Here is a 13,082-nt window from a genome sequence, read left to right as displayed (position 1 = left end):
TTTCACGCGGGGTTGGTCTCGGTGCCGGTCGGGGCTGGGTTCGCGAGGGCGTGGAGGTCGAGTTTCGCGGCGCTGTCCCGCCAGGCGAAGGTGATCGGGACGAGCAGGATCAGGTAGAACGCCGCGGGGACGGCGACCCAGCCGCTGAGGTGGTGTGCCGCCTTGATCAGCATGAGGGCCGTGTAGGCGAGGGGGATGATGCCTGCTCCGCCGTAGGCGATGAGCATGGCCAAGCGGTGGGACGTGCTCGCGGTGTGGATGTTGGTGGCGTGTTCGGTGGCGGTCGCGCCGATGTGGGAGGGCTCGAGGGGATGGCTCTCGTCGGGGCCGGACGCGGCGAGGAGTGCGTGTTCGAGGGTGAGGATCGAGCGGGCTCGGACGGCTGCGAGGTTGAGCAGTTGTGAGTGGAAGGCGGCGGTGCACAGCAGTGGGAACGGCAGGAGGCTTATGGCCCAGCCGAGGAGATCGAGTTTGTCGTAGAAGGCGATCGTGCCGATGAGGTAGGTCGTGGCGACGCCGATCGTCGCGAGGCTCACGGTCAGGGTGGTGGCTCGGTCGGCTCGGTCTGACTGGTAGATGGTGGCGAGCACGTGGAGTCGGTCCGGCATGGCTGCTGCTCCTCGCTGATCTGTGCGAGTCACTGACTGTGGCACCAGGTTCACGCGAGGGGTCGTCCGAGCGCTACGGGTTGCTCGACATGCCCGATGTCACCGCCGACACCGCCACATCCCCACGCCACGGCGTGACGGGATGCGAGGACGAGGTCTTCACGACCTCGTCCTCGCATCACGGTGATCAGCTCACGACGGTTTTCAACCGCGCGATCGCGTCGGTCTCCGCCGCGTGCAGCTCGGCGAGCCGGGCACCCATGGCCGGGAACTCGGTCATCTCCCCCAGCCCGTTCCACATCTCGCCGATCTCCCGCCACCGCGGCGCCAGCCCGGAGTGCCCTGCCTGGTCGAGGAAGTCGGCGAACAACGGCCGCAGGTTCCCGCCGGTGACCCCGTAGCGGCCGTCCACGCCCTCCCGCACGCTCTGCAGCGCGTGGTCGAGGCCCTGGCCGTCGGCGAACACCTTCGGCCACGCCTTGGCGGCCTTCGCGTCGGTCATCATCCGCGACCACTTGCGCCAGGCGGGCAACGAGAACGAGTCCGACTTGGCCGACAGGTGCTCGACGACGTCCCGCAGGCCTTCGCGGACCGCGGCCTCCACGTCGACGGCGCGGTCGGAGTCGGTGATCACGAGCGCCTGGTTCTTCCAGGTGCCGACTCGGGCGACGGCGCGGTCCAGGTCCTCGCGCGCGACCGTCAGAGGTGCCAGGTTCCTGTCGTCGAGGTAGACCTGGTTCCCGGCGGCGCGGTACGCCACGACCGGGTGGCCGCCGTGGCCGTCGAGCTCCTCGGGCAGGTCCCAGTAGCCGACCTGGTAGCGGTCGGGCCACACCATGACGGCGTCGCCTGCGTCGAGGCGGGCGGTCAGCCACGTCTGGGCGGCCTTGGGTGCGGAGCGGTGCCACTCGTGGGCGATGTCCAGGCGTGCCAGCACCTTCTCGGTGCGGCGGGTGACGTACTGCCACGTGTTGGTGAAGCCGATCGTCACGTGGCGGCTGTTGTGCTGCTTGAACTCCCACAGGATGTAGCCGGCGCCGATCCCGCCGCCGATGCCGAACACCAGCGCCTCGTTCAGGCCTGAGATGCCCCGCGCGGCGAGCATGGCGTTCAGCCCTGCCGCGTCGGGGTCCGTGCCTCCGCGCAACGTCCAGCCGCCGTCGGCCGAGGCGCCGCTCAGGTGGGCGAACGCGGTGGTGTAGCGCTCACCGGTCTTGGCCATGCGGGCGCGGACCTGGGCCTTGAACTGCTTGCGTGACGTCATCACCGAACTCCTCGGCCGTCGCGTCAGACATCCGAACCCCACGCGCCCCGATGTCACGACAGCCTTGGTTCCAGGCATGACGAGGAGGGCGTCCCGAGGCGCACAGGTCCCCTTTGCCTCCGCTGTGGCCGGATGGCGTGGGCACCCGGTCAGGAGGTTGGGCGTGGAACACGCCGGTGGTCATCCTAACCGGGAGTCAGCAGTGCTGGAAGACGTGGGCCGGATCGCCGGGCCCGACGAGCTTGCGGTCGCGCAGGGTCGTCGTCTTCGGCGTCGCCGAGTCCGCGCACGTCCCGGCGAACGTGCCGCGCAGGTTGTCGGTGTACTCGACGTCCATCACCTGCGGGCCGTAGACGTCGGTGTACGTCGCGCATTCGTTGAAGGCGTGGCATTCCTCGGTGACGGCGAAGTCGAAGCCGACCTCGTCGTGGGCGCGCCTGCTGATCTCCGCCGAGTTCTTCTGGCCGATCGGCAGGCCTCGTTCGTGCGCCCGTGCGCTGAGCAGGGCCGCGAGCGCGAGGTTGTGGTCGGCGGTCAGGCGGTCGCCCGAACGTGAGTACGAGTCCAGGTTGTCGATCTCGACGGACTGGAAGCCGCGGTCGGCGCAGCGGGTGATCGACTCGCCGATCACCCGCGCCAGTTCGTCCCGGTTGGACGGTGACGAGGTGTCCACGAGGAACTCGTCCGGCCACTCCGGGTCGATCACCGGGTCGCCGCCGGAGTCCTTGAGGACCAGGTGCCCGCGCTGGGTCAGCCACAGCTCGCGGTCCTGCGGCTGGGTCTGGAAACCGTTGACGTAGCAGACGTTGTGCACGCCCGGCGCCGGTGAGGCCGTGCTGTCGCGCGCGACCAGCGTGACCCCCGCGGGTGGCGGGTAGGCCGCGCCCAGCTGGTAGTCGAGCACGGCGGGCGACGGCGGCAGCGTCACGGCGGCACGCGGCACGGTCCGCGTCGGCTCCGGAGAAGCCTCCTGACCCGAACACCCGGCCAGCAACGCGATCAACGACAGCACCACACCAACCCTCACCCGGCTCATCCCATCACACCGCCGCACCACGACCGGCTTTGACCAGCGACCTCTCGACCATGCTCCGGCCGGCGGCGACCACGGCGTCCTGCGCCGGGCGCGGTTCCCAGCCCAGCAGCGCCCGAGCCTTCTCCGTGGACACCCGCTTCACGAACCCGAGGTCGGCGGCCACCGACTTGAACTCGGGGTTGAAACGTGCGGCGAGCTTGACCACGAAGTCGGACAACGTCCGCGTGGGCACGCGCTTCGCCGCGTCGCCGAGGTCGCTCTTCAGCAACGCGCCGACGTCCTTCAGGGCGATCGACTGTCCACTTGCGACCAGGATTCGCTGGCCGGCGGCACCGGGAGCGGTCATGGCGAGGACGTGGGCGGTGGCGACGTCGCGGACGTCCACGATCGGCATGTACATGTTCGGGTAGCCGGGCATCTCGCCGTCGAGGATGCGCTGCACCACGTGGTTCGAACCGGAGATCGCCGAGCCCATCACCGGGCCCATCACGGCCACGGGCAGCATCGCGACGAGCTCCATGCCGCGTCCCTCGGCGGCGACGAAGTCCCAGGCGGCGCGTTCGGCCAGGGTCTTGCTCTTGCCGTAGGCGTCGATGCCCGGACCGTCCAGAACGGACCAGTCGTCCTCGGTGAACGTGCCGTGCGTGTGCGGGTGCCCGAACCCGACCGCGTGGAACGCCGACGTGAGCACCACCCGCCGTACGCCTGCGTCACGGGCCGCGCGGAGCACGCGCAGGGTGCCTTCCCGTGCGGGAACGATGACGTCGTCCTCGTTCTCGACCTTCTGCAGGTGCACGGGCGAGGCCACGTGGATCACGTACTCGCACCCGGCGACGGCCTCGGCCCAGCCCGCGTCGCTCGTCAGGTCTGCGGCCACGAAGCTCAACGCCGAGTCGTCCGCGAGGCCCGCGTCGGCGAGCACGGCGCGAAGCGCCTTCTCCTTGCCCAGCGAGCGGACGGTGGTCCGGACGCGGTGGCCCTCTTCGAGCAGTCGCAGGACGACGTGGCCGGCGATGAAGCCAGAGCCCCCGGTCACCAGAACGTTCGTCATCTTGATCACTTTCCCTGTTCACGTGCGGTGCGGAGCGGTCAGCAACGATCTTTCGCCCGGTCGTGGACCCCTGCCAGAGCCCCCGTCAGCCTGGGGAGTGACAGGGCCCCTCAGCGCCGCGCCGACCGGCTTACGGTGGAGGCATGACCGACGACCCGAACCTGCTCGGCGCCTTCCTGCGGGCCCGGCGCGAGCTCGTCACGCCCGAGCGGGCCGGCATCCCGGTGCACGGGGTGCGGCGGGTTCCCGGCCTGCGCCGCGAGGAGGTGGCGATGCTCGCCGGCATCAGCGCCGACTACTACCTGCGCCTCGAACGCGGCCGCGACCGCCACCCGTCGCTGCAGGTGCTGGAGTCGCTGGCCACCGTGCTGCAACTGGACGACGACGCACGCGAGTACCTGGTCGGTCTCGCCGCCGACAAACCCCGCAGGCGCCGCCGGGCACGACGGGAGGTGGTCCCCACCGGCACGGCCAAGCTGCTCGCACTGCTGCCCTTCCCCGCGTTCGTCGAGGGCCGCTACCTCGACGTGCTCGCCGTGAACCCGCTGGCGACCGCGCTGTCGCCCCGGCTGACCGTGGGCGGCAACCGGCTGCGGGACGTGTTCCTCGACCCCGAGGAGCAGGAGATGTTCCAGGACTGGGAGTTGGCCGCGGCGTACCTGATCGCGGGGTTCCGCCAGGCCGTCGGCACCGACACCGACGACCCCCGGTTCATCGAGCTCGTCGGTGAGCTCACGCTGGCGAGCCCGCTGTTCCAGAGGCTCTGGGCGCGCCACGAGGTGCGGCCGCGGATGAGCGGCCTGGTCCGGTTCCTGCACCCCCAGCTCGGCGAGATCACCCTCAACCGGGAGAAGTACCTCGTCGCCGGCACGGAGGGCGTCATGCTGGTCGTCTACCACCCCGAGGCGGGTTCGGAGCACGCCGACAAGCTCGCGCTGCTGGGGTCGGTCAGCTCAGCGCGTTCCGGGACTCCGCGTTCGCCAGCACGGTGAGCAGCCTCGCCACCTCGTCGCGGACGGCGTCGCGGCCGGGTGCGAGGTAGCGGCGCGGGTCGGTCAGGAGCTCCCGCTCGTCGAGCACCGCGCGGACCGCCTCGGTCAGCACCTGGTTGAGCCGCGTGCCGACGTTGACCTTGACGATCCCGCCGGTCACGGCGCCGCGCAGACCGTCGTCGGACACACCGGACGAGCCGTGCAGCACCAACGGCACGGGAACCGCCTGCGCGAGCGCCGCGATCAGGTCCTCGTCGAGCACCGCGCTGCGGTCCGTCATGGCGTGCGACGACCCGACCGCCACGGCGAGCGAGTCGACGCCGGTCGCCGCGACGAACGCCGCCGCCTCGGCCGGGTCGGTGCGCACACCCGGTGCGTGTGCGCCGTCCTTGCCGCCGACCTCACCGAGCTCGGCCTCGACGAGGCATCCCCTGGCGTGGCAGCGTTCGACGACGGCGCGGGTGCGTTCGACGTTCTCGGCGTAGGGCAGCTTGGACGCGTCGAACATGACCGAGCGGACGCCCAGGTCGAGTCCTTCGCGGATCAGGTCCTCGTCCTCCACGTGGTCGAGGTGGACGAGCACGGGCACGGTGGCGTCCTCGGCGAGCCGCAGGCACGCGAGCGTGAACGGGGCCAGCGAACCGTGGTAGCGCACGGCGTTCTGCGAGATCTGCAGGATCACCGGAAGCCCGCTCTGCTCCGCGCCGGCCACGATGGCCTCCGCGTGCTCGATCAGGATCGCGTTGAACGCCCCCACCGCGCGCCGCTCCTCGCGCAGGTCGCCGAGCAACGTCGTCCAGTTCACCGTGTCTCCTTCACCTTCGTCAGAGGAATCCAGCGAGTTCTGGCCCCCAGGTCGATCTCGCCCGCCACCGGCCGCAGCACCGCGCTCGCGGACGTGGCCACCACGTCGGCGAGGGCGGCGGGCCAGTCGACGTCCCGCGCCGCCGCGAGGTGCAGTGCCAGTGCCGCGGCGGCCGCGTCCCCCGCGCCGGTCGGGTTGCCGGTGACCACCTCGGCAGGACGGGCCTGCCAGACACCTCGTGGGGTCGCCGCGACGGCACCGTCTGCGCCCGCCGTGGCCACCACGGCAGGCGCTCCCCCGGCGACCAGGGCGCTGACGGTCCGTCCACCGCCGGCGAGTTCGGCCAGCTCGTCCTGGTTGGGCATCAGGACGGCTCCGCTGTCCGCGGCCGCGTGCAGGGCCGGTCCTGACACGTCGGTGATGACCGGTGTGCCGAACTCCGCGCACACCCGCGCGAGGCGGGCGGGCACGGACGGGTCCATGCCATTCGGCACGCTGCCGGAGATGACGACAGCGCCCGCTCCGGTCTCCAGTTCGTCGCGCAACGCTTCGGTGATCGCCGCTTCCGCGCCCTCGCAGGCCGGAGAACCGTTCTCCTGCAACATGGTCGTGGTGCCGTCGGCGGCCACGACCGCCACGGTTCGGCGCACCGACGTCAGCGCGGGCACGAGCCGGTGGGCGATCCCCAGCTCCTCAAGGCCCGAGCGGAACTCGTCCGGTGTCCCGGTCGTGGTCAGCGCGAGAGCGAAACCGTTGCCGCCCAACGCGTTGACCACGGCCGCGACGTTCACGCCCTTGCCACCGGCCCGTGAGCGCACCTCCGGCACGCGCACGGTCTGCCCGACCCGCAGGGCGTCCACCCGGTAGGTCACGTCGATGGCGGGGTTGAGCGTGACGGTGACGATCCGGCTCGTCACGTCGGAACCGCCTCGCTGCTCTTCTCGGCGCGGTAGACCATCAGCGTCGAACCGGCCAGCGCCAGCACGATGCCCGCCACCTGGAAGACGCTGGGCTGCGCGCCGAACACGATGAGCGAGAGCACGATCGTCAGCACGGGCGCCAGCGCGTTGGTGACGGGCGCGACGATCGAGGCCTTGCCGCGGCTCATGGCCATCACGAGGAACAGCGCGCCGACCGCGTTCAGGACCTGCGTCCCGGCGGTGAGGGCGGGCGCCTGCCAGGGGAAGTCCAGTGGCAGTCCGCCCATCATCAGCAGTGCCACGGGAATCAGCACCAGGCCGCTGATGGTCATCCAGCCGAACGTCGAGGCGTCGTCGACCCCGGCCACCGCAGCCTTGCGCATGTAGTACGCCTGCACGCCCCAGGCCACGCAGACCAGCACCGCGAGCAGCAGGTAGACCCACCCGTTGTCACCGGATTCGCCGGTGGAGACGGAGAAGAGCACGACGGCTATCAGAGCGAGCACCACACCGGCCCAGGACAGGGCGCCGAGTCGTTCGCGCAGAAGGCCGAACGCCATCAGCACGGTGATCGCCGGGGACAGCGCGACGATCGGGAAGATGACGTACGCGGGCCCGATGGTGAGCGCCTTGAACAGCAGCAGCTGGCCGCCGGCTCCGGTGAGCCCGATCAGCAGGCCGTACCCGGCGGCGGTCCGGCTGCAGTCGAACTTCTTGCCGCGCAACGAGAACCACGCGGGGATGAGCATCGTGAACGCCCACACGACGTAGATCATCGGGTCGGGGTAGGCGTAGAGCTTGGTGGGCAGGGCGGAGAAGGCTCCCCACACGCCCCAGAACAGCACCAGCAGTCCCGCGTAGGGGATCCAGCTGGTCGAGCGGAGGGAGGTGGACACGCCAGGTCCGGTCATTTCGGCTCCTCAGAGGGAGAGCGCTGCGGCTGGGTGGACTTGCTCTGCCCGCAACGGGTGTCCGTGCAGGCGTGCCGCGTGGAGTGCGGCGCCGAGGTGCGGTTCCAGCAGTGGTGCGCGCAGGTCGAAGTCTTGGGTGAGCGACTCGCGGAACGCCGCCAGCACCTGCGGCGAGCCGAACATGCCACCCGAGTACGACACCGGAACCTGGTGGGAGGCAGCGAATCCCAGTGCCTCACGACCTACGTTGACGAGCAGCGCGAGTTCCTGACCCGCTCGCCGCAGAACGTCCGCGGCGACGGCGTCCCCCGCGTCCGCCGCCCTGACCACGACCTTGCTCAGGTTCGCGATCTTGCCGCGGTCGCCGTGCCACCGGTTCACCACGACGTCGATGGCGTCGAAGTCGGCGGCAAGTCCCAGTGCGGCACGCATTTCCCCGACGAGCGGACCGGCGGGCATCCGTCCGTCGACCATGCGGCTGAACGCGTTGAGTCCGTTGACCGCGACCCAGTAGCCGGAGCCCTCGTCGCCGAACAGCTCGCTCCAGCCCCCGCCGCGCCACTGCCTGCTGGCGTTCTCGCCGTACGCGATCGAACCGGTGCCCGCGACGACGTTGATGCCGTCGACGCCACCGAGCGACCCGGCCCAGCCGCAGATCATGTCGTTGCCGCACCGGTAGTTCGTGGTGCCGAGGATGGTGGCGGGCAGCGCGTCGAGCACGGGCTCGTCGGCGCTGATCTCCCCGTACGCGGGCAGTCCGAAGAACGCGTAGGTGACGCCCTCGACCGGGATGCCCGCTGCCTCGCAGACCTCGCCGATCCCCTGACGCAGCAGGGGTTCGACGATCTGGATGCCCTCGCTCAGGTAGTACACGCTCGCGGTGCGCGCCTCGGCGACCACCCGGCCGTCGAGATCGAGCAGGCAGAACGCCGTCTTGGTACCCCCGCCGTCGACACCGAGGAACATCTCAGCTCACTCCCTCTGGGAACTCGTGGATGACCACGCCCTGCACGACCCGGTTCACCTCGCCGCCGGGGAACGGGTTGTCCGGCGTCAGGTCCAGCGCGAGCGAGCACGCGAGCGCCGTGGTCTGGGCCGCGATCACGGCGACCAGCGCCCACGTGGACGGGGATCCGATGGCCGGCACGGGCCACACCTGCGCTCCCCCGCACTCGGAATCTGCCTCTCCCACCACGACCACGCGCTCCGGGCCGAGTGACAGCACCAGTTCCCGCGCGATGTCCACGTCGTAGGCGCGTGCATAGGGATCCGGGGAGAGGAGGACGATCGCGATCGTGCGGTCGTCCAGCACCGACTTCGGGCCGTGCCGGAAGCCCAGCGACGACTCGGCGATGCCGACGACCTGCCCGCGGGTCAGTTCGAGCGACTTGAGCGCGGCTTCCCTCGCCAGTCCCCGCAACGGGCCGGAACCCAGGTACACCAGGCGACTCGGCTTCGCACCGGCGATCGCCGACGCCCGTTCCGCCGCCTCTGCGAGCACTTCGGATCCGGTTCGTGCCAGCGCTTCCACGTCGACGTTGAGGCCGAAGGCCAGCAACACCGCCAGCGCCATGCCGGTGAACGAGGACGTCATCGCGAAGCTGCGGTCGTTCACCTCGTCCGGTAGCGCGACCACCACGGCGTTCTCGGTACCGGACCACTGCCGAGCAAGCTCGCCTTCCGCGTTGCAGGTGATCACCAGGTGCCGCACGGGCGTGAGCCGGTGCAGGAGTTCCGCTGCCGCAAGCGATTCAGGGCTGTTGCCGCTGCGCGCGAACGAGACCAGCAGCACCGGCCGTTCGTCCACGACCACCGCACGCGGGTCGGCGACGATCTCCGTGGTGGCGATCGCGTCGACCTGCCTGCCGAGGTGCCGTGCGAGAGCGGGTGCCACGACCTCGCCGATGAACGCCGAGGTGCCGGCTCCGGTCAGCACGATCCTGGGGTTCGTGTCGAACAGCGCCGCGCTGACGAGTTCCTCGATCCGCGGCCGGGCGTGCTCGACCACGTCCGCCACCGCCCGCCAGGTGGTGGGTTGCTGCCAGATCTCGCGAGCGGTCCAGCTGTCGCCGAGCCCAGACACAGTCATGTGATGCCTTCCGATTACCGACGCACTTCGAAACGCATTCCGGCGCGCTTTCCCCGAGTGCTGCATTCGTACGTCCGCCGCTGCGCGAGGGGCAAGGTTCGGCGCTCAAATGAACAAACGGAGTGAGCGTTTCGCCGCGTCCTCCCAGTTCAGGACGATCATCAGGTGAAGCTGCGCGTGAACAATCGCTCACTCGAATGAACTGTCGTAGGCTCCGCTGCATGGCCGACCCCACGGATTCCTCCGCGCCCAAGGGACGCACGCGGAAAAGGCTCACGACGCGGGCCGAACGCATGTCCGAAATACTGCGAGCGCTCCGGGAAACAGGTTCTCTGCAGGTCGGCGAACTCGGCGCGCGCCTCGGTGTCTCGTCCGCGACGCTGCGGCGCGACCTGGCCCAGTTGGAGGAGCAACGGCTGCTGATCAGGACGCACGGGGGCGCCAAACCGCACGGCGCCATCGACGAGGTGCCGGTGCGGTACCGCGGCGGTCGTTCCCGTGACGCGAAACGGGCCATCGTGCGCGAGGCCGTGCGCCTGCTGCCGTCCGGGCCGCACGTCATCGCCCTGACTGGTGGGTCCACGACCACCGAACTGGCGAAGCAGCTACCCGGCCGCGCCGACCTGACCGTCGTGACGAACGCGCTGAACATCGCGATGGAGATGGCGATGCACCCCAGGCACAAGCTCGTCGTGGTCGGCGGGGTCGCCCGACCGCGTTCCTATGAGCTCGTGGGGCCCTGGGCGGAGCACGTGCTGGCGTCGATCAGCATCGGCACGGCGTTCATCGGTGTCGACGGCATCGACGCCGCGGCAGGCATCACGACGCACGACGAGAACGAGGCGCGCACCAACCGCGCGATGCTGGCGCGCGCTCAGCGGGTGATCGTGATGGCGGACGGCAGCAAGCTCGGCAAGGCCACGCTCGCCCGCATCGCCGACGTCCAGGACGTGCACGAGGTGATCACCGACCTGTCGGCCGATCCCGCGGCGGTGGCGGCGATCCGGGCGGCGGGCGTGCGCGTCACGGTGGTCGAGGTGACGACCACGAAGGACGGCTGAGTCAGCCGCCCGGCCGGACGAGGCCAGAGTCGTAGGCGAAGACGATGGCCGCGGCGCGATCGCGGGCGCCGAGCTTCGAGAACACCGTTCCCACGTGCGTCTTCACGGTGGTCTCGGCGACGCTGAGGTGCGCGGCGATCTCGCGGTTGGAGGCGCCGCGGGCCATCAGCCGCAACACCTCCAGCTCGCGGTCGGTGAGGGCGGCGAGCCGGGCGGGGCCGCGGTTGCCCGGCCGGGCGAGCCTGCGGTACGAGTCGAGGATCGGCCCGAGCAGCGTGCCGTCGATCCAGGTGCCGCCGGACGCGACGGTCCGCACGGCCTCGATCAGGTTCTCCGGGGTCGACGACTTCAGCTCAAAGCCTGCCGCGCCCGCGTCGACCGCCGCCCACAGCACGTCGTCGTCGTTGAACGTGGTGAGGACGCACACCGGCGGACCGCCCGCCGCGCGCAGCATCCTGGTGGCCTCGACGCCGTCGGTGCCGGGCATGCGGACGTCCATGCACACCACGTCGGGGCGGCACTGCTCGACGGCGCGCACGATGTGGCCGCCGTTGTCGCGCTCCCCGACGACCTGGATGTCCGGCTGGCTGCGCAGCACCAGGCCGAGCCCCGCCCGCACCATCGGCTGGTCGTCGACCAGCAACACGCGGATCATGCGCGAAGTCTAGGACAGGCCGCCATTTGATACGCCGCTTCCTCCTACCACGGGAGGAGAACCGGACTCTTCTCCTTCCCCGGTAGGAGGCCGGAACGGGACCTCGCTCCGACGACTTCGGGCCTTCGCGCTCACTAGCTTCCAGCCATGAATTCAGCACAACGGCCGAAGCGCCGCTGGGCGAGGTGGACCGCGCTCGGCACCGCGGCGGTGCTCCTGGCCGCCACCGGAGCGTTCGGCATCTTCTACCTCCAGGCACAGCTCGACACGGTGGGCAAGGTCGACTTCGCCACGAGGATGGCGATCCCGCCACTCGCACCGTCCACAACGGACGCCGACGGCACCAGGAGGTTCGACCTCGCCGTCCAGGAGGGCGAGACCAGGTTCCTCGACGGCCAGGCCACGCGGACGTGGGGCGTGAACGGCACGTTCCTGGGCCCCACGATCCGCGCCGCGAAGGGCGAGAAGGTCGCGTTCACCGTCCGCAACGGCGTGAGCGAGGCGACCTCGTTGCACTGGCACGGCATGCACCTGCCCGCCGACATGGACGGCGGCCCGCACCAGACCGTGGAGCCGGGCGCGACCTGGCGTCCTCAGTGGACGATCAGCCAGCAGGCGGCGACCCTCTGGTACCACCCGCACCTGCACGGCAAGACCGCGAACCACGTGTACCGGGGCGTGGCGGGGATGTTCATCCTCGACGACGAGCGCACCGCGGGCCTGAACCTCCCCGACGAGTACGGCGTCGACGACCTCCCGGTGATCGTGCAGGACCGCGCGTTCGACGGCGACAACCAGTTCGACGAGACCGCGCCGCTGCTCAGCACCGGCGGCGTGTTCGGCGACGAGATCCTCGTCAACGGCACGCGCGGCCCGTTCGCGGACGTCAGCACGCGCCTGGTCCGCCTGCGCCTGCTCAACGCCTCGAACGCCCGCCTGTACAACTTCGGCTTCTCCGACGACCGGCCGTTCCAGCTGATCGGCACCGACGGTGGCCTGCTGCCGAAGGCCTGGGAGACCACCCGGCTGCAGCTCACCCCCGGCGAACGCGCCGAGATCGTCGTGGCGTTCGCGCCGGGCGAGACCGTCGACCTCCGCTCGTACCCGGCGGGTTCGGACTTCAACTCCCGGATGAACGGCGCCGCCGACCGCCTCGACCTCGTGCGGTTCCGCGCCGCCGACTCGCTGCGCGACGGTACCGAGGTCCCGCGGAACCTCGGTACCGCACCGGACCTGGCCGGCGCCGAGATAGCGCAGACCCGCTCGTTCGAGCTGAACAGCCGCAACATCAACGGCGCGCGGATGGACATGAACCGCATCGACTTCGGTGTCCGGGTCGGCAGCACCGAGGTCTGGGAGGTCGTGAACACCAACGGGTACATGCACAACTTCCACGTGCACGACGTCCAGTTCCAGGTGCTGGACGTGGACGGGCAGGCGCCGCCGCCGCATCTCTCCGGCTGGAAGGACACCGTTCAGCTGGAGCCGGACCGGAAGCACCGGCTGGCCATGAAGTTCAGCGACTTCACCAACCCCGACGTGCCGTACATGTACCACTGCCACCTCATGTTGCACGAGGACGAGGGGATGATGGGGCAGTTCGTGGTGCTGCGCGAGGGCGAGCAGGTGGGGAAGGTCAGCGGGCACCAGCACCGGTGAGCGGATGCCGAAGCGAGCCGGCCAGCCACCT

Annotated in this window: 13 protein-coding genes; 3 read left to right on the top strand and 10 right to left on the bottom strand. The window is 70.3% G+C overall.

Annotated elements, in window-relative coordinates; all coding sequences use genetic code 11:
- Positions 1 to 2: 2 nt before the first annotated feature.
- The 4 genes from ACFWN2_RS08440 to ACFWN2_RS08425 form a co-directional block, all read right to left on the bottom strand.
- A complete protein-coding gene (locus ACFWN2_RS08440) occupies positions 3 to 608 on the bottom strand; it encodes a hypothetical protein (RefSeq protein WP_382425862.1) in 606 nt (201 codons plus the stop codon).
- Positions 609 to 795: 187 nt separating this feature from the next.
- Complete coding sequence (locus ACFWN2_RS08435) at positions 796 to 1,872, bottom strand: BtrH N-terminal domain-containing protein (protein ID WP_382425860.1); 1,077 nt, start codon at positions 1,870 to 1,872, stop codon at positions 796 to 798.
- 196 nt (positions 1,873 to 2,068) lie between these two features.
- Complete coding sequence (locus tag ACFWN2_RS08430; protein ID WP_382425858.1) at positions 2,069 to 2,908, bottom strand: endo alpha-1,4 polygalactosaminidase; 840 nt, start codon at positions 2,906 to 2,908, stop codon at positions 2,069 to 2,071.
- A 4-nt stretch (positions 2,909 to 2,912) separates the two neighbouring features.
- Positions 2,913 to 3,959, bottom strand: coding sequence for an SDR family oxidoreductase (locus ACFWN2_RS08425; RefSeq protein ID WP_382425857.1), 1,047 nt, complete (start codon positions 3,957 to 3,959; stop codon positions 2,913 to 2,915).
- A gap of 143 nt (positions 3,960 to 4,102) precedes the next feature.
- On the opposite strand from ACFWN2_RS08425, the gene ACFWN2_RS08420 reads away from it, so the two are divergent.
- A complete protein-coding gene (locus tag ACFWN2_RS08420) occupies positions 4,103 to 4,951 on the top strand; it encodes a helix-turn-helix transcriptional regulator (protein WP_382425855.1) in 849 nt (282 codons plus the stop codon).
- Here ACFWN2_RS08420 and ACFWN2_RS08415 read toward each other — a convergent pair.
- From ACFWN2_RS08415 to ACFWN2_RS08395, 5 genes are read right to left on the bottom strand one after another with little or no spacing between them, the layout of a single operon-like run.
- The gene (locus ACFWN2_RS08415) at positions 4,908 to 5,756 is read right to left on the bottom strand and encodes a ketose-bisphosphate aldolase (RefSeq protein ID WP_382425854.1); all 849 of its coding nucleotides are present in this window, start codon (positions 5,754 to 5,756) and stop codon (positions 4,908 to 4,910) included. The two genes, ACFWN2_RS08420 and ACFWN2_RS08415, sit on opposite strands and share 44 nt — an antisense overlap.
- Positions 5,753 to 6,673 (bottom strand): 1-phosphofructokinase family hexose kinase, encoded by a 921-nt coding sequence (locus ACFWN2_RS08410; RefSeq protein ID WP_382425853.1) that lies wholly within the window; start codon positions 6,671 to 6,673, stop codon positions 5,753 to 5,755. Before ACFWN2_RS08410 ends, ACFWN2_RS08415 begins: the two co-directional genes overlap by 4 nt.
- Positions 6,670 to 7,587, bottom strand: a complete 918-nt coding sequence (locus ACFWN2_RS08405; protein ID WP_382425852.1) for a DMT family transporter — start codon at positions 7,585 to 7,587, stop codon at positions 6,670 to 6,672. Before ACFWN2_RS08405 ends, ACFWN2_RS08410 begins: the two co-directional genes overlap by 4 nt.
- Positions 7,588 to 7,596: 9 nt before the next feature.
- Positions 7,597 to 8,553 (bottom strand): N-acetylglucosamine kinase, encoded by a 957-nt coding sequence (locus ACFWN2_RS08400; RefSeq protein ID WP_382425851.1) that lies wholly within the window; start codon positions 8,551 to 8,553, stop codon positions 7,597 to 7,599.
- 1 nt (position 8,554) lies between these two features.
- The gene (locus ACFWN2_RS08395) at positions 8,555 to 9,676 is read right to left on the bottom strand and encodes an SIS domain-containing protein (RefSeq protein WP_382425849.1); all 1,122 of its coding nucleotides are present in this window, start codon (positions 9,674 to 9,676) and stop codon (positions 8,555 to 8,557) included.
- 221 nt (positions 9,677 to 9,897) lie between these two features.
- Here ACFWN2_RS08395 and ACFWN2_RS08390 point away from each other — a divergent pair, with 221 nt between their 5' ends.
- Positions 9,898 to 10,737: a DeoR/GlpR family DNA-binding transcription regulator gene (locus tag ACFWN2_RS08390; RefSeq protein WP_382425847.1), complete on the top strand. Its 840-nt coding sequence runs from the start codon at positions 9,898 to 9,900 to the stop codon at positions 10,735 to 10,737.
- A 1-nt stretch (position 10,738) separates the two neighbouring features.
- On the opposite strand, the gene ACFWN2_RS08385 is transcribed toward ACFWN2_RS08390, so the two are convergent.
- A complete protein-coding gene (locus ACFWN2_RS08385) occupies positions 10,739 to 11,392 on the bottom strand; it encodes a response regulator (RefSeq protein ID WP_382425846.1) in 654 nt (217 codons plus the stop codon).
- 147 nt (positions 11,393 to 11,539) lie between these two features.
- Here ACFWN2_RS08385 and ACFWN2_RS08380 point away from each other — a divergent pair, with 147 nt between their 5' ends.
- Positions 11,540 to 13,051 carry a multicopper oxidase family protein gene (locus ACFWN2_RS08380; protein ID WP_382425845.1) on the top strand — a complete coding sequence of 504 codons (1,512 nt, stop codon included), beginning with the start codon at positions 11,540 to 11,542 and terminating at the stop codon, positions 13,049 to 13,051.
- The last annotated feature ends 31 nt before the right edge of the window (positions 13,052 to 13,082 follow it).

This window comes from Lentzea sp. NPDC058436, from assembly GCF_042721515.1.
Lineage (GTDB): Bacteria > Actinomycetota > Actinomycetes > Mycobacteriales > Pseudonocardiaceae > Lentzea.
The sequence above is the reverse complement of the archived record's forward strand: the minus strand, read 5'-3'. Positions and strand labels throughout refer to the sequence as shown.